This is a genomic window from Pseudomonas caricapapayae (assembly GCF_001400735.1).
GTDB classification, from domain to species: domain Bacteria; phylum Pseudomonadota; class Gammaproteobacteria; order Pseudomonadales; family Pseudomonadaceae; genus Aquipseudomonas; species Aquipseudomonas caricapapayae.
The window spans coordinates 1-13,392 of the sequence record NZ_LJPW01000005.1 but is presented as its reverse complement, the minus strand read 5'-3'; the positions used below and the strand labels follow the sequence as shown (position 1 = coordinate 13,392).

The 13,392-nt window shown below is 52.2% G+C and carries 25 protein-coding genes; 1 reads left to right on the top strand and 24 read right to left on the bottom strand.

The window, feature by feature from the left end:
• Positions 1–232 precede the first annotated feature (232 nt).
• The 24 genes from ALO80_RS00545 to ALO80_RS00430 form a co-directional block, all read right to left on the bottom strand.
• Positions 233–496 (bottom strand): hypothetical protein, encoded by a 264-nt coding sequence (locus tag ALO80_RS00545; RefSeq protein WP_055007539.1) that lies wholly within the window; start codon positions 494–496, stop codon positions 233–235.
• Between the two features lie 15 nt (positions 497–511).
• On the bottom strand, positions 512–751 hold the full coding sequence (locus ALO80_RS00540; RefSeq protein ID WP_055007538.1) for a hypothetical protein: 240 nt from the start codon (positions 749–751) through the stop codon (positions 512–514).
• Between the two features lie 91 nt (positions 752–842).
• Complete coding sequence (locus ALO80_RS00535; RefSeq protein WP_055007537.1) at positions 843–1,055, bottom strand: hypothetical protein; 213 nt, start codon at positions 1,053–1,055, stop codon at positions 843–845.
• Between the two features lie 57 nt (positions 1,056–1,112).
• Positions 1,113–1,373: a hypothetical protein gene (locus tag ALO80_RS00530; protein WP_055007536.1), complete on the bottom strand. Its 261-nt coding sequence runs from the start codon at positions 1,371–1,373 to the stop codon at positions 1,113–1,115.
• A 203-nt stretch (positions 1,374–1,576) separates the two neighbouring features.
• Positions 1,577–1,960 carry a C2H2-type zinc finger protein gene (locus ALO80_RS00525; protein ID WP_055007535.1) on the bottom strand — a complete coding sequence of 128 codons (384 nt, stop codon included), beginning with the start codon at positions 1,958–1,960 and terminating at the stop codon, positions 1,577–1,579.
• A gap of 463 nt (positions 1,961–2,423) precedes the next feature.
• Positions 2,424–2,657: a hypothetical protein gene (locus ALO80_RS00515; RefSeq protein ID WP_055007533.1), complete on the bottom strand. Its 234-nt coding sequence runs from the start codon at positions 2,655–2,657 to the stop codon at positions 2,424–2,426.
• A 13-nt stretch (positions 2,658–2,670) separates the two neighbouring features.
• Positions 2,671–2,904, bottom strand: coding sequence for a hypothetical protein (locus ALO80_RS00510; RefSeq protein ID WP_055007532.1), 234 nt, complete (start codon positions 2,902–2,904; stop codon positions 2,671–2,673).
• Between the two features lie 27 nt (positions 2,905–2,931).
• Positions 2,932–3,204 (bottom strand): hypothetical protein, encoded by a 273-nt coding sequence (locus ALO80_RS00505; protein WP_055007531.1) that lies wholly within the window; start codon positions 3,202–3,204, stop codon positions 2,932–2,934.
• Between the two features lie 364 nt (positions 3,205–3,568).
• The gene (locus ALO80_RS00500; RefSeq protein ID WP_055007530.1) at positions 3,569–3,943 is read right to left on the bottom strand and encodes a hypothetical protein; all 375 of its coding nucleotides are present in this window, start codon (positions 3,941–3,943) and stop codon (positions 3,569–3,571) included.
• 78 nt (positions 3,944–4,021) lie between these two features.
• Entirely contained in the window at positions 4,022–4,267 is a 246-nt protein-coding gene (locus ALO80_RS00495) for a PapB/FocB family fimbrial expression transcriptional regulator (protein WP_055007529.1), read from the bottom strand.
• Positions 4,268–4,476: 209 nt separating this feature from the next.
• Entirely contained in the window at positions 4,477–4,791 is a 315-nt protein-coding gene (locus ALO80_RS30355) for a hypothetical protein (protein WP_144434189.1), read from the bottom strand.
• Positions 4,792–4,992: 201 nt separating this feature from the next.
• A complete protein-coding gene (locus ALO80_RS00485; protein WP_055007527.1) occupies positions 4,993–5,181 on the bottom strand; it encodes a hypothetical protein in 189 nt (62 codons plus the stop codon).
• 103 nt (positions 5,182–5,284) lie between these two features.
• Complete coding sequence (locus tag ALO80_RS00480; RefSeq protein WP_055007526.1) at positions 5,285–5,533, bottom strand: hypothetical protein; 249 nt, start codon at positions 5,531–5,533, stop codon at positions 5,285–5,287.
• A gap of 135 nt (positions 5,534–5,668) precedes the next feature.
• On the bottom strand, positions 5,669–6,187 hold the full coding sequence (locus ALO80_RS00475) for a hypothetical protein (protein WP_055007525.1): 519 nt from the start codon (positions 6,185–6,187) through the stop codon (positions 5,669–5,671).
• A gap of 85 nt (positions 6,188–6,272) precedes the next feature.
• Positions 6,273–6,548, bottom strand: coding sequence for a 4-fold beta flower protein (locus ALO80_RS32385; protein WP_083493094.1), 276 nt, complete (start codon positions 6,546–6,548; stop codon positions 6,273–6,275).
• Between the two features lie 253 nt (positions 6,549–6,801).
• Complete coding sequence (locus tag ALO80_RS00470) at positions 6,802–7,467, bottom strand: competence protein CoiA (RefSeq protein WP_055007524.1); 666 nt, start codon at positions 7,465–7,467, stop codon at positions 6,802–6,804.
• A 12-nt stretch (positions 7,468–7,479) separates the two neighbouring features.
• On the bottom strand, positions 7,480–8,175 hold the full coding sequence (locus ALO80_RS00465) for a hypothetical protein (RefSeq protein ID WP_055007523.1): 696 nt from the start codon (positions 8,173–8,175) through the stop codon (positions 7,480–7,482).
• 11 nt (positions 8,176–8,186) lie between these two features.
• The gene (locus tag ALO80_RS00460; RefSeq protein WP_055007584.1) at positions 8,187–8,438 is read right to left on the bottom strand and encodes a hypothetical protein; all 252 of its coding nucleotides are present in this window, start codon (positions 8,436–8,438) and stop codon (positions 8,187–8,189) included.
• Between the two features lie 66 nt (positions 8,439–8,504).
• Complete coding sequence (locus ALO80_RS00455) at positions 8,505–8,717, bottom strand: hypothetical protein (RefSeq protein WP_055007522.1); 213 nt, start codon at positions 8,715–8,717, stop codon at positions 8,505–8,507.
• 88 nt (positions 8,718–8,805) lie between these two features.
• Complete coding sequence (locus tag ALO80_RS00450) at positions 8,806–9,084, bottom strand: hypothetical protein (protein ID WP_055007521.1); 279 nt, start codon at positions 9,082–9,084, stop codon at positions 8,806–8,808.
• Between the two features lie 216 nt (positions 9,085–9,300).
• Positions 9,301–9,921: a hypothetical protein gene (locus tag ALO80_RS00445; RefSeq protein WP_055007520.1), complete on the bottom strand. Its 621-nt coding sequence runs from the start codon at positions 9,919–9,921 to the stop codon at positions 9,301–9,303.
• A 293-nt stretch (positions 9,922–10,214) separates the two neighbouring features.
• The gene (locus ALO80_RS00440; protein WP_055007519.1) at positions 10,215–10,856 is read right to left on the bottom strand and encodes an SOS response-associated peptidase; all 642 of its coding nucleotides are present in this window, start codon (positions 10,854–10,856) and stop codon (positions 10,215–10,217) included.
• 56 nt (positions 10,857–10,912) lie between these two features.
• Complete coding sequence (locus tag ALO80_RS00435; protein WP_235812428.1) at positions 10,913–11,236, bottom strand: stability/partitioning determinant; 324 nt, start codon at positions 11,234–11,236, stop codon at positions 10,913–10,915.
• Positions 11,226–11,924, bottom strand: a complete 699-nt coding sequence (locus ALO80_RS00430) for a ParA family protein (protein ID WP_055004034.1) — start codon at positions 11,922–11,924, stop codon at positions 11,226–11,228. The genes ALO80_RS00435 and ALO80_RS00430 overlap by 11 nt, the downstream gene beginning before the upstream one ends.
• A 548-nt stretch (positions 11,925–12,472) precedes the next feature.
• On the opposite strand from ALO80_RS00430, the gene ALO80_RS00425 reads away from it, so the two are divergent.
• Positions 12,473–13,315 (top strand): DUF3800 domain-containing protein, encoded by an 843-nt coding sequence (locus ALO80_RS00425; RefSeq protein ID WP_055004033.1) that lies wholly within the window; start codon positions 12,473–12,475, stop codon positions 13,313–13,315.
• Positions 13,316–13,392: the final 77 nt, after the last annotated feature.

The following is a 13,392-nucleotide window of genomic DNA, read 5'->3' as shown; positions in this document are numbered from 1 at the left end:
CTACTCATGAATGTCACACTCCCGTGCCGTTTGTTACTGTTCCACGATGCCGTTCGGTGCTTTCGTAAATCTCAAGCAGACTCGCGGCCTGAGCAATTGTAATCCTCGCACTACGCTTTAGCGTACACGAAGTGCACCAATAGATCGCCGGCGGCAGCCGCCTGCAGTACTTACTCGCGGCGAACCTCCAGCTCTTGCTGCAGTAGACAGTTGAAATTCATTTTTCATAGCTCTAACTGATATCGGGGCCAAGACGTCGGATGATTGCATTTCGGTCGAATTCAGCCAGGAGCATATCCTCTGCAAACAGTGCAGTTTGCTCCTTGTACCGTTCCCAAACCTGCCGCTGTAAAGGCGTCATCTGAGCAGTACCGAGCTCAATAAACTCTACTGCGGCTGCTAGCTCCTCAAATGCTGATGCACACCAGGCAGTGGAAACTTTCCTTGGATACTGAACCTCTGGTAGCAATTCACTGATGTTTTTCTTGATAGCCATTACCATTTCCCGTTATCAGGTTGGGTCACTAACGTTGCATTCAGTGACGTGGTAGATTCGCTCACCGGTCGGCTTAGCATTCTCGTCAAGGACTTCCGCAATCCGCCACTCACGGCAGTCAGGATCGCCGCATGCGTACATGCAGTCGTCAGGTTGCGCGCCGTCCGCTGTTGGGATCAGCTTCACCAAACAAAGGGGTTCCCCGTCCTCGTCCTGCACCTGGACAACCTCACCGAACGATCTGCGTTTGCTCATGGTTTTTTCCGTTGTTCGTGGATCTGGTGGTGGACTGGGTGACTAGTCGTCCTGGAGAACAGCAGCCAGCAAGCCTTTAGCGCGCTAGCCGTTACTCCATCTTGTAGATGTCAGCGAGCCCCTGAACTCTCCCTTTTTCCCAATCGGCAGCTTCCTGCCCTTCATAGGGATGCTCCTCATCTCGCGAGTCATATCCAAAAACAATGCCGGCATAGTAGCCTTCCTGCCAGGGCACGGTTTGCAGCACCTGTAAGTCATGACTCATGACGGTTTCACCGCCGCCGCCGTTGTAGTGATCTGTCATCGTTCAATTCCTAGACCTTGTATGCAAATCGGCTCAGGTCACTATCGAAGTAGGGGTTCATTGGTCCAGTCTCTGGATTTTATTCTTAACCAACCCGTGGAAAAAATGACAAATCCAGAAGATTGCGGCCATTAGCATGATGAGCGGTGTCCAGCCTTGGGCAATGGCTTTTTGGTCCACTGGTTGTTCGGCGGCTAAACCCAACACAACGATGGCCACCATCGCGAAAAAAACTAGTACGCCGCAGAAGAATGCAGATTTACACGCTTTGCGTAGCTTTGCCTCGACTATCAGTAGGTGGGCTTTTTCGTTGCTCATAGCTTCATCCTTTTGATTTCTTGTTCCGTTGTTCGTGGAGCTGGTGGTGATGGAATGAATACGAACGGCATGTTTCCTCCTGCAAGATCCCAAGGCCGCAAGTGGCCTGTTTCTACGTCCTCGGCCCCGGTTTTTTAGGCCAGGGCTTGAAGGTGCAGCTGAGCGTTTTCCATTGTCTGTGGTGCTGCTGAAGGACCGTCTAACTATCCTGCGTAATGTCCCCAACGTTTTATTCCTGCTCTTGCCTCGGCTTCACCGACACCGCTCACAAGAGAGTCCGCAAAGGTCAAGTGAGCATTCATGTAGGCGTCAAAATCTTTCTCCGGAACTCCATTCGCAAGGGCGCGACTCCACCAGGAATAAACGACAACAAGCTTGCCAAGCTCAGGATCATAATCGGCCTTTAAGCGCTCAAGGCCACCATCGTTGAAAGCTACAGCCCATCCGAACGATTTTGAAAAATCGCGAACCGTTTGGGGTTGAGCCCCACGAGCCAACTGTTTATGTCTAGCAGCATGCGTTTTACGGTCCTCCTCCAGTGATGGAACGTAAAGAAGTCCGCAGATGCGACACGTGGACGCGTTCATAAAGTCATTCCCTCGATAGTGACGCGAAACCCGCGCCTTGGTATTGCCAAGGCCTGCTCAGTGGCGGGCATGTGATCTATGGCGATTTCCGTTAGTGATGGGGCATGGCTGCTGGGCTGCTCAATAAGGCGACAATGTAGGCTTGGTCTTCCAACGCCATAACGCGAACTACGGGGCCTGGCGATCCAGGATCTATCAGCTCACCGGCACCTGTAAGTCCAAGACCAGAAACCTCCCAAAGACGGTTACCCAACCAAATTTCTGGGTTGCCCTCATCGTCAAATTTAAAGGTAAGAGTGTCATCCGCCGCCATAGACCGGAGGTGGGCCGACGGCTTTAGTAGAGCGTCACCCACTAGTACGGGCTCAAGCTTCTTCATAACGTATTTCCGTGGATACGTAAGTCTTTGATAAACATTGTGACCTTGCTCATTCCGTTGCACTTGGCAGCGCTTCCCGTTGAGTCAGTCGAGGCCACGCAGGGGCAGTCCAAAATCATCGCGCAGAACGCGCAATTGCTCTTTATCCATTTCGTCTATGTCAGAGCAATCTGCATCAGCCAAGCCCTGACGGCGCAGCAGTGCTGCTACGTCCTCAACCGGGACGATGAATCGGGCTAGGTCAGCAGCTGCGTACAGAATGCCCTGCTGCAACTTGGTCGGCTTCCGTGGACGCCGGGGCTTTAAGCTGCTGGTCATTGTCTCGGTTTCCTTATTCTGCCGCGATGACGCGGCCAGCTTCGACATAGCGCACGCGCTGCACATGCTCGCGGCCCTTCCAATAGCGATCACCGTACACCAATACCTTGAGCCGGCCGTCAGGCATGGCTTTTATGACGTGACAGGGCATGGTGTAGGTCTTCGTCCAGCGGCACACGTGCTGACAGATCAGTCGATGCGGCGCGTTCGCGGTGGTCGGTTCTTGCTGGGTCTGCTCGATGCTCATGGGGGCGCTTTCCGTGAAGTTGGTGGATTACTCGGCGACAACCCAGTCGCTGGGCTCGCCCAGCTCAAGACTGACCATGGATTCAAGCAGGCGGCCCAAGCGCGCCTCCGCCTCATCATGGGCCTTGCTCAGCGTATTCCAACCAGGCTCACCCGGCCCATGGGCGAACATCGCGTGCTTGGCCTGGCGCAACTCGTTCAACGCCTCCAAGTAGGTTCCCTGCAGCGTGACGGTCAGCGGTTCGGTAAGCAGCGCCGGGGGCTCGGCGCGGATGTACTTACGCGGGGCTGTGTTGGTCATGTGTGGGGCTCCTTGGGGCAAATAGAGAAAACGGAAAAAATCGTACGCTAGCGTAAATTCTGTCAGGTTGAGGTCATAGAAGTTGACGGCGATCCGTCAGGAAATACAGAAAACCGCCCTAGACTGACGCAGTGCCGATGAGCAGCCTGACGCCGGGTTGAGGTACACATCAACCTGACATGCCTGATAATCGTAAGTCATTGAAATCTATTGTGATCTTGCTTAAAAACTGATTGGTCATGACTGCTTAGCGTGCAAAAATCTCCGTTTTCTGCGTTGTCCCCTCCTTGCGAATCTTGAAGGGTGTGGGTTCTACTGCCTCGGCCCAGCGCATGGCTGGGCTTGGGCGTACCAGGGCGAATTCCTACGCGCTGACAACAGAACAATATTCTTCAGCCATTGCCATGGCATTGAGCGCTGTGGTCACAACGACGTTGTACCCATCAGCACCGTGATAGATGTCGCACGCACCCTGAAGAGTGAGTGCTTTGCCGTCCTGGTCCACAGCTAAGATATGCAGCATCTTCTTGTAGCCTTCGGGAGCATCTGATGCTTTGCCGTATACGGGACCGAAAATCCAACCTCGATAGGCTTCCGGTACGGAATCAGGCCATCCTTCAACAAAGAATTGCTCTACAAGATTCAGCACGCAGAGGTTCTCACTGGCCGAGAATTTCTCGATGTCGACGATCGACACTCCATCCCAGATCCAGTGGTCAATCGTCTCATTCAGATGCATTTTCTGAGCCCTCATTGATTTGCTTAAATGAAGTTTATTCTACACTAAAGCATGGAAAATACAAGTTAATTTCCATACTTACATGTAGAATTTTGTCGCTTTGCATACGAAGGTATGCTTGTCATGTATCCCCTTCAACCTGTTATAGAACTGGCTAGGTGTTACGCCATGCTTATCGGTAGCTTCCTTGGCGGAAAGGCCACCAACGAGGTGGTCACGCAGAGCGGCTATGACCTTTTCACCGCTGGTTTTGGTGTCGCTTAACAGAAGTTCAAAGTGCTCTGAATCGACCTCACCTGGCTTTAGAATTGGTGCATCAGCCATCGGTCAATCCTCATTACTAAAATCGAATTCCATAGTTTACTATAGACCATAGACGGCCCGCAAGTTTCGTTTACCACGATCATATGGCAACTTCAAATGCGCGGCGTACAGTTTTCCATTGTGTCTGTGACTGTCGGCAGACGACCCGCTGAATCGGCTCTCGACATGCCCGCTAGCGGGCATGAACAACTATTCTTTTATCAACCCACCTAGAGCTTCTCAGCAGTTACCCGCATATTTTTCTTGCCAGCAGCGCTAGGCAAGACTAGAGACAGATACGTTCGCGCCTCGAAGTCAGAAAGCTCAATCCATGAGCCAGTTTGCTTGGCGAAAGTGAGTCCATCGATGATCGTATGAGTCAGCGCTTGCAGGTCGGTCCAGACGTCATCACGAGCAATCCGATACTCGCGGTTGGCTGAGTTACCTGCTGAGTTTTGGAGCGTAAGAGAAAGGTACAGGTTGTCGTAACCGTTACCGTTGTCCTTGATGACGTGAGCGAATTGCACAACTTTGTACTTGGCCACAGATTCCATCCTCCGTAATGAGAGCGGTATATACTGCCCTTCTACGTCCTTTGCCCCGGCTTTGGGGGCAGGGGCTTGGGGTACAGCGGGCGCTCTTTCCATGATTGTTCGCGGACGCGAAAATGGGCGTCTCTGCTCGAATTCTGTGAGCGCTGGTGGCTGCGAGCCTGGCGACGTTGTATCGGTCATCGCGTTTTCCTATCAATGTGAGATTCGGGAAATGATCGGTTCCCAACCGGGCCAATCGCTGGTGCCAAATTCACCCTCGCCAGTCACATGCTTTTTTTCCCATTCGACCAGCGCGCTTTTTTCAGCATCAGTCATGACCGTGGCGGCTTTAATTATTCGCTCATAGCGAGCAATTTGTGCTTCAGCCTTTTCGTTTTTCATAGAAATTTTCCGTTGTTCGTGGAGCTGGTGGTGGACTGGGGTAACGTCACTCTATAGAACAGATGCCTGCAAGCCAGCGAGTGCTGGATTGTTTGTAAAGCATTTAGCCTCTCCTGCGGGGCCTCATCCTCCACCAAAAAAAAGATGCTGTGATCACTGCGCCGATTACGGTTGCAGGTGCGACAATGAAAAGCCCTATGATGCCAAGGCCAAAGTCATCTGCAAGCTCAGCTCTTGATTTGGCTCCCGTGCTTGCCATTTCAAACATCACTGCCGCTTCGCCGAGCAACCAGTAGATTGATGGGAGTGCGATCAGAAAGGCAAGTGTTGTAATTGCAGTGCGCTTCATCATTCCTCTTTTCCGTGCTCACTGGAGAGTCTTGCTTGCGGTGGAGTTGAACACATAGAGTAGCTGTCGTCTTGGCAGGCAGCATCCACAAATCCATTGGATACGGCATTCACTTCAAAGTGGATCGCGGACTGCGGCTCAGTTGAGTAAAGACAGGGCACGCCAGCAACGTCTCCACCATGGTTCGGCTGCCCGTTCTTTGCGTAACGACATGAGCGAACTGGCCGTCATAACCGCGTTCTGGAGAATCCTACCTGTATCTTTGTAATCATCAGGGTCAGAAGTCCCCTCCGCAAGACGGCCGCCACTGGAAACATCTCGAACTACGCTATCCACCATTTGGTAGAACCGGACGATTAGCTCCGCTTGGTCAGGCTCCAGATAACCCAAGTTTTGAATATTTCCGGCATAGACCCTGCAGTAGTGGTCCGCGACAGGTACATTGTATGAAACCGCTGCCGCCTCTGGATTCTCTCTGAAATACTGCTCGGTACTCTTAAGATCTGCTAGAAAGTCGCGCTCTTTAATGATGTCCAGTAATGCTAGTATTTCTGCACAAATAGCCCTACCTACCGTATTGTGCTCACGTACTGATTTCATCCACCAAGCCAGTACTGCCAAAATAGCAGGTACTGCAAACTTCAAAAGTTCTCCCATTTTTTTTCCTATCTGATCGCTAAGGCCGAAAGTGTCTGGCTAATACTGTAGAAACCCGTAAGAGGCGGGCTTGGTGAATAGGCGATTATTCTGGTATGTCTGGTTCATTACCCCATACTGCAGAAGCCGCTCGCTGGGCCTTCGCGGATCCAGCACGATTGGCGGATGCAAATGGTGAGCTGATGGCTCTACTTTGTGTAGAGCGGTAGACCAAGCGATCACCAACGATCGAGCCGACGTACCGCCCATCAGTACCGAATACCTTGTCGCCCTTTATTCGGCCTACCACCTTGCCAGAGCGGCTATACACAGTAGTGTCCGACAACTGAAGCGGCTTCCCGTTCTTTGTATACAGATCCATATTCATGTCTCCCCTTTCCTACACGTCAGGTGTGGTGTCACTTACGCCAAGTGATTCTTGAGCAAGAACCAACACATATTGCAGGTTGTTTAGTAAAGCTGACAGCAAATGGTCATGCGGCAGTGAAAGATCCAGAACCCCATACTTGCTTAAGAGAACAACTGAAACGGTTGGGGGTTGCAGTTCTAAAAACTGTGCAAACGAATGACGTGTTCGAAGTCCTATCATGTTGCCGCTTCCTTTTTCCTATCTATCAGAAAGCGGACGCTGGCCCGCCATTTCTGCTGAAATCTGACGTCCCTTGAATCAACGCAGCGGTGAACAGTGAGCGATCTACCAGAAGCGCGACTCCCTCTTTGCTTTTAGGATCGAATTTACACACTCTCCAGAAACCGTACTTGTCACCAAAATCGATGAATACCGGCGTTGTTGTGTGCCAACGGTGAAACAATTTGCTCCTGCCGTACCATCGAAAAAATGCAAATCCATCGGCATCAGGTCGGCTTCGCATATTGGAAAAATTTACGGAGTCAAACTCACTTTTTGTCCCATCGATTACCCACACCATTCGCTGGTAGAAACTCTCACGAGCGTTTACTTCTGCTGGGTCGATAGTGGAACGTTGAAACTCGACAACCACTCCATGCTCCGTGCGGACGTCGGCGATGTGTTTTTCGCCCGTAAGTGCTTCGTATTGGACGACTTCCTGCCAGTCCTCCGGGAACCGATCCTTCCACTGTCGATGCCATTCTGTTTCGGCCTCCCACCAGCGATCACAGGTGCTCAAGGACAGATGAGACCAGTGCCAAATGACATGCTTTCCACATTTGGCAACAACCTCCCCATCGCAGGCGCGGCATACCCCTCGCATTTTCGGCTGTGCCTCAGACTTCACTCCGTTGACGTTCGCATATCGCATTTAGGTTTTCCGTTAACTGTTCAGCTGGGCCACGAAGTGAGCCAGTCGAGCCTGGATGTCGAGAAACAAACCTTCGATTTCATTCGTCAGTCCTTTCAAACCATCGGCTGTGCTACCCATTCCGAGCAATGAAGCCATTCTTTTAGCGTCTTGGTCGTAGCGCGCACTGATCTCGGCGGGATCAGTTTTGAACCCTGCGGCAGACTCAGTTTGACTGCTCCGTTTCTGCATCTCTACGTTCGCAAATTCTCGTGCTCGCTCTGTATCTATGTTGTTCATATTGATCATAGAAATCATCCCTTTCGCGCGCATGTAGAACCTGACGATTTGTTGAGAGGTTGCAGGAGGCAATTGAGCTAAAGACGCGGGGGCAGAATCAAAAATCGGAAAAGAGTTATCGCCAATGGGGAAGACGCAAAGGTAGGGAGCACCGTCGGGAATCTGCATTAGCTCAGCAGCATACTCAGCTCGGTAGACGTTCCAAGCGGTGGTAACCTCTACCAAAATCAACTGAGCCGTGTTGGCAAGGGTCTGCTGACGTTCGTCTTCGACCTGTGCTCGATTATGCCGCCACTCCTGGGTCGCACGGTCAGATTCTCCCTTCTGTGTGCGATGAGTTGCCCACATGGTAAAAAGGCCACCGATGAGTGCACCGATGAGAGCGCTCAAGAGCTCTTTTGATCCAACAACCCCAGTCCAAATATCCATTATCTACTTTCCTACTGTCCGTCAGGGTCTACCGCGACCCACGCTTTCGCGCCGTTGTAGTCATCACCGCCTTCTGCCATGTAGACCAGCCCGGCCATGTCCACGGCGTATGCGCCTGGTCGTTCGCTTTCTGGATCACGCAGTTCGTTTTTCCAGCCATACACTTCGCCTTCCCACACCAGCACAACACCAGCGGGGTGTTCCTGGTTGCTTGCCCGCCACTTTGTGGCGGTTGCGCGTAGCTCCTCGATCAGCTGTTCCATGGGCAATTTTTCCCTTAACGCTTGAGCCGCTTCGAAAAGGCTGTAAGCAAGGTTAGCCAGGCTCATTTAACGAGCACCACGCTGTCGGCCTTTCAGCTCCTGCCAGCTCACCAGCAGGGCGCGCATACCTGCTATTCCCAGTTCGTCCTCCAAGGCTCTAAGGTCACTTTCGTATTCTAGCGGATGCTCCAGCTCGACCACGTCGGTTTTGATGCCGGGCACCGCGCCTTCTCTCGCGGTGGGGTTGATCAGGTAATAGGTCACAAAATAACAAGGCATGGTGGTTTTCCTGCTTACTTCGAGGGTTTGTGCAACGGATCGGCACCGATGAAAACTTCCTCGGACGCCTCGGGCCACTCGCGGCGAATCACGTCGAAATCGCCTTGGTCCCCAGTCGTAGGAACTGCATGCCATCATCGTCGTCCAGGGCGAACTGGATGGCGGCAACGGCCGCGTCATTTGCAAGCGGAATATCGCTATTTTCTGGGCTAACAGTGGCAGGCTTGCCCAGTACAAAGTTGGTGTATGCACAGCCGTTATCGAAGCCCGGTACAACTGCGAGAAGCGACCAACCAGCAGCCAACTGCTCATTCGCCGAATTCTGATCGCGAACCTGTACAACCTTCTCAACATGCTCAAGCGACATGGCCATTCCCTCAACATAGTGGACGCGAAAATGGCGCCCTTTCACTGGGCTAGCCCCGACTGGCGGGGCTTGTGGTGTACCTGGGCGTTTTCCTATCTCTCAAGCTGACGTAAAGTCTCACGTCCCAACAAGCCACGGGAGGACAAAGAAGCATGGAGGTTTGCCCACCCCCGGCACCTGGATGAACAGGGAGTGATGACATTTCAAAGATTCAGGTCAGACTTTGATTTTCGCCATTTCCATCACGATGGCTTCGAACGCGGCTGAGTCGTTATGGTACGCATCGTAGGCGTCGAATTTCTTATCGCGGAATGAATTGTAAAGCGAGCCTTTTCCAAAGATCACAAAGCGTCCAGCTTGCGTGTAGCGCACAACTAGCCTGGCGCCCTCGTTATCCTCTTCATCCCACACACTGCGAGGGGCAAAGATGCCGCCACTCAACTCGGTCAATTCTTGCGCATACCCACCATGCGTAACGGGTTCGCCTACGGGGTCCAGTGCGCCAAGCTCCAAAAGGAAATGAGCTTCGTGGTCGTATGGGCCCGGACTCCAGAAAGTCAGTTTGAGCGGGATGCCAACGTGAACGAATCGATCCAAACCATCATGCTCGACCGACCATTCAAGCTCGCCCTTGGTGGTGATTCTTGCCGCACGAATGTCGTTACCACCACCCTCGGGATAGAACAAGTGGTTTACTGGGCTTGCGATTGCGTTCAACACAGCTGCCATGTCTTCCGGGCGGGTCCATTCGGCCTTTTCTGGTACAACTCCGTTGAATAGATCAAGTACCAGTTTCGACCACTTCTGACGCAGTTCTGACTTCACATCATCGACCATGACGATTTCCTTTTGAGATTGGCATTGTAGCTGGAGACCTTGTGATCCAGCCGAGTCAAAAAACTATACTGATCCGGCTTGAATGCCAGGTCTTGGCTGTCATGGGACTCTCTAACAGGATTGGCGGAAATTCGCTGTCGTTCCAAAGAGAGTCAGCAGTAGGCCTCCAGGAGAGCCTAGCACCAGTGTTTATGCGGTGTTATAGGAAAGTGCTACCGCGCCTACGGCTTGGTGGCCGGTGACAGCCAGCGCGACACGTCACCCTGCCCATCACCAGCTCCAGGTAAGGCTCATCACATGTCCACGGTCAGCCGATCTGCCGGGTACTGGTTCATGAACGCTGCGCTCTGCTCTGGCCGTGCGCTCAACCAGTCCGCATACGAACCTTTGGGCAAAATCACTACCATCCGCTTTTCGTCCTGAGGCTTGTGGTACGCCTTCATGAAGTCGTGATCATCTGCATTCACGGTCAGCATGGTGTAACTGTGCAAGATCTGGTCAGTGGCAGGATCACGCCACTGCTCCCACAAGCCCGCTATACCCAGCAGCTCGCCGTCCGCACGGGCTATACGAGTCGCAACTGCCTTGCCGGATCGCCAATCCGGCTCGAATAAGGCTACTGCAGGAATAATGCAGTGTTGCGCCTGGCGCCATGCATGTCGGAACGACGGTTTCTCGGCCACGGTCTCTGATCGAGCATTGTAGGTGTGTTTGGCAAACTTGCTGTCCTTGCTCCAGGACGGGATCAACCCAAAGGAGCCGGTCAGCACTTCCATGGTTGCGGGAGAATCGTTGTCATCTGCGCGGCCGTCAGGGCGGCGCAGGAATGGGCCGATGTAGCCAGGCCACAGATCGAGTCTGCCCTGGTCGAACAGTGCGACCCCGAACGCTTCAGCGACCTGTTGGGGTGACGGTGCTTCGTAATGGCTGCACATAAAACCTCACAGATGCCTGTAATGTCCGAAAGTGAAGTCCTGATTGCTGACACGCATCATTCTTGAAGGTCTTCTTTTTCGAGCGCGTCTAAAGCCAAGCTCACCAAATCACCAAGGACTCTGATGCCGCGTCTCTCGGCGATCTCATAGAAACGGTCATGACAAGCTTTCGTCACTTTAATATTGAGCTGCTTCTTGGGCGAACAGGAGTTAAACCGCGCACGCTTTGCTGGCTTAGCTTCAGGCGCCGCTCGAGAAGGAAAATTGTTATCTTTAGATATCTTTTCGATAACCTCCACATCTGCTGGACGCTGGGCCTCTCCTTTCGGCTTGAAACTGCCCAGATTTGCAAATGGGTCGATTCGTTTATCAGTCATCATTCACCTCCCCCACCGGTTGGAGTTTTGATACGAGTTCTGCAGCGAATGAATCAGCGTTGGCCACAGCCTTATCGATGCCAGGTACCTCAGAGGCATTCAATTCACACAATGGTTGTTGAAAGGAGAACATCGCTTTAAAAGCTTCACGCTCTGTCATTACTGTTTCGAACATAGGAATCTGCTTCTCCACAAGACTCCTACGAAGATTTGACATAGTTCGGGTTTGGTAGGCAGGGGGTGTGCGAGTTAGCAGAATTGAGAATGGCAGACTATAGCCTGGCAGATGCCTTCTCATAGCTAGCTCTTGATCATGTATCAGGGAAACTGCCCTGCCCGCCTGCTCTGCGTCCAGTAAAGATCCTTGCATCGGCACAACGACAAAATCTGCCTCTTGTAACGCCAGCACCACAATTTTGGCCGCAGTACCTTCCAAGTCGACTATTACGAATGGATCGAGATTGGCAGCTTCACGAATTTTGCTCGCGATGTTGTTTTCAGTCACTCCTGAGATGACTGTCATATTGGAAGGACAATGCCCACCTGCCGCCCATTTAGCGATAGGGTAGTTAGGGTCAGCGTCGATTACTGTCACACCCACTCCTCTGGCGGCTAGCTGGGTAGCCAAAGCGAGGCATGACGTAGTTTTACCTACACCACCCTTGGGGCTGATAAAAGGAATTGTTGGCATTCAGATATCCCCTGATATCCTTGGTTATCGAAAGCTATCTGTTGATAGCTAGTCAAACAACAATAACAGATAACGAAAAGATAACAACAGCTATCAGAGGATAACCATGAGTATTTCTTGGATACCTTAAGATAGCTTATGGTACCCAATAATGCTTTTCAGCGAGCAAAGACAGATTGACAGCCAAAGGCTGTGGATGAAGGCACAATAGGGGTGGATAGAGAAAACGGAAAAAACGTACGCTTAGCACTCGGCCTGTCAGGTTGAGGCAATAGAGTGTGACGATGAGGCTTCAGAAAATGCAGAAAGCAGCCCTACCCTGACGCCAAGCGCTTAACCCGACTAACGCCCGGTTGATGTGCTCTAACCGGAGAACTCATCCTGCCTTACTGAAGCTCACGGTGTGTCAACAATACAAGTTGACACAAGCGTCACCTTGCGTATGATTGTGCTTAACGCATGAGAGCTTGCTTTCGTGCCTACCTTCCGAGACCCGCCTAGCGAAAGCTGCGGGTTTTCGTGTTTTTGGGGCAAGGAACCCGGTAGTTATGACGCACTACGTCGCGTACCTTGACGAATTCGGGCACGTCGGCCAATACGTCTCACGCAACCACCCAAAGTACAAAACCCATCCCGCTTTCGGGTTTGCCGGCCTGATGCTGCCGGCTACCGAAATCCGCGAATTCGCGATCTATTTCTACAAGTTGAAATGCCAGCTCTTGGCTTGGGATCTCGTCAACGAGAACCCTAAAAACCTGCCTGCCTACCAGTGGGAAAAAAAGGGCTCTCAGCTCTATGCGCTCCGAAACGTCACCAAATATGAGCAGCTCCGTCGCTCAACGTTCCGCCTCTTGAACCACATCGAAAAAACCGGCGGCCACGTTTTCTACACGGGCGAGCATAAGACCACGGACCCTGATGTCCACAACTCCACCGAGACGTTCAAGCGGCAGCTTTTGCAATCTGTGCGCAAAATCGACCGATTCTGCGCGCATAGCGGGTCGACCTTCATGTTATTGCTCGATGAACAACGCGCTGGTAACGAGTGGCGGGAGACCAACGTGGAGGTCTGCACATTGGCTATGTTCGAGGATGCTTCAGAGAAGTGCAGGACACTCATCGAACCGCCAATCCAGGCTGAAAGTCACCTGTTCCAAACCATCCAGTGTGCCGACTGGATCTGTGGCCTTATCGGTCGCCTGACAGCTTTGTGGCTTGCGCCTGATGAATATTCGGAGTTGGAGCCTTTCGACAAGTACTTCTCTGCTCGTATCGCCAAGGTCACCATGCCAGGCAGTGGCCTGGAACACCAAAAGACCGCTGAGATACCCGCAGAACTTGCCGGAGAGGCCATGCCAGATGCAGCCGGTGCCCTTGCGGGCGGTCAGTAAATTCTGGCCGCTATAGCCGGTTGTCAAACCTTAGCGTACGATTTTCTTCGAATTCTCTAGGTGTAGCGGCTCGATAA

Excerpts from the sequence above, each read along its gene's own strand:
- ALO80_RS00495 (WP_055007529.1), bottom strand. The coding sequence starts at position 4,267 with ATGGCTGATGCACCAATTCTAAAGCCAGGTGAGGTCGATTCAGAGCAC.
- ALO80_RS00540 (WP_055007538.1), bottom strand. The coding sequence starts at position 751 with ATGAGCAAACGCAGATCGTTCGGTGAGGTTGTCCAGGTGCAGGACGAG.
- ALO80_RS00530 (WP_055007536.1), bottom strand. The coding sequence starts at position 1,373 with ATGAGCAACGAAAAAGCCCACCTACTGATAGTCGAGGCAAAGCTACGC.
- ALO80_RS00450 (WP_055007521.1), bottom strand. The coding sequence starts at position 9,084 with ATGTCGCTTGAGCATGTTGAGAAGGTTGTACAGGTTCGCGATCAGAAT.
- ALO80_RS00480 (WP_055007526.1), bottom strand. The coding sequence starts at position 5,533 with ATGATGAAGCGCACTGCAATTACAACACTTGCCTTTCTGATCGCACTC.
- ALO80_RS00430 (WP_055004034.1), bottom strand. The coding sequence starts at position 11,924 with ATGCCAACAATTCCTTTTATCAGCCCCAAGGGTGGTGTAGGTAAAACT.
- ALO80_RS00470 (WP_055007524.1), bottom strand. The coding sequence starts at position 7,467 with ATGCGATATGCGAACGTCAACGGAGTGAAGTCTGAGGCACAGCCGAAA.
- ALO80_RS00425 (WP_055004033.1), top strand. The coding sequence starts at position 12,473 with ATGACGCACTACGTCGCGTACCTTGACGAATTCGGGCACGTCGGCCAA.
- ALO80_RS00515 (WP_055007533.1), bottom strand. The coding sequence starts at position 2,657 with ATGACCAGCAGCTTAAAGCCCCGGCGTCCACGGAAGCCGACCAAGTTG.
- ALO80_RS00500 (WP_055007530.1), bottom strand. The coding sequence starts at position 3,943 with ATGCATCTGAATGAGACGATTGACCACTGGATCTGGGATGGAGTGTCG.
- ALO80_RS00445 (WP_055007520.1), bottom strand. The coding sequence starts at position 9,921 with ATGGTCGATGATGTGAAGTCAGAACTGCGTCAGAAGTGGTCGAAACTG.
- ALO80_RS00535 (WP_055007537.1), bottom strand. The coding sequence starts at position 1,055 with ATGACAGATCACTACAACGGCGGCGGCGGTGAAACCGTCATGAGTCAT.
- ALO80_RS00505 (WP_055007531.1), bottom strand. The coding sequence starts at position 3,204 with ATGACCAACACAGCCCCGCGTAAGTACATCCGCGCCGAGCCCCCGGCG.
- ALO80_RS00460 (WP_055007584.1), bottom strand. The coding sequence starts at position 8,438 with ATGGAACAGCTGATCGAGGAGCTACGCGCAACCGCCACAAAGTGGCGG.
- ALO80_RS00465 (WP_055007523.1), bottom strand. The coding sequence starts at position 8,175 with ATGGATATTTGGACTGGGGTTGTTGGATCAAAAGAGCTCTTGAGCGCT.
- ALO80_RS00475 (WP_055007525.1), bottom strand. The coding sequence starts at position 6,187 with ATGGGAGAACTTTTGAAGTTTGCAGTACCTGCTATTTTGGCAGTACTG.
- ALO80_RS00525 (WP_055007535.1), bottom strand. The coding sequence starts at position 1,960 with ATGAACGCGTCCACGTGTCGCATCTGCGGACTTCTTTACGTTCCATCA.
- ALO80_RS00455 (WP_055007522.1), bottom strand. The coding sequence starts at position 8,717 with ATGCCTTGTTATTTTGTGACCTATTACCTGATCAACCCCACCGCGAGA.
- ALO80_RS00435 (WP_235812428.1), bottom strand. The coding sequence starts at position 11,236 with ATGATGACTGATAAACGAATCGACCCATTTGCAAATCTGGGCAGTTTC.
- ALO80_RS00485 (WP_055007527.1), bottom strand. The coding sequence starts at position 5,181 with ATGAAAAACGAAAAGGCTGAAGCACAAATTGCTCGCTATGAGCGAATA.
- ALO80_RS32385 (WP_083493094.1), bottom strand. The coding sequence starts at position 6,548 with ATGGATCTGTATACAAAGAACGGGAAGCCGCTTCAGTTGTCGGACACT.
- ALO80_RS00545 (WP_055007539.1), bottom strand. The coding sequence starts at position 496 with ATGGCTATCAAGAAAAACATCAGTGAATTGCTACCAGAGGTTCAGTAT.
- ALO80_RS00510 (WP_055007532.1), bottom strand. The coding sequence starts at position 2,904 with ATGAGCATCGAGCAGACCCAGCAAGAACCGACCACCGCGAACGCGCCG.
- ALO80_RS00440 (WP_055007519.1), bottom strand. The coding sequence starts at position 10,856 with ATGTGCAGCCATTACGAAGCACCGTCACCCCAACAGGTCGCTGAAGCG.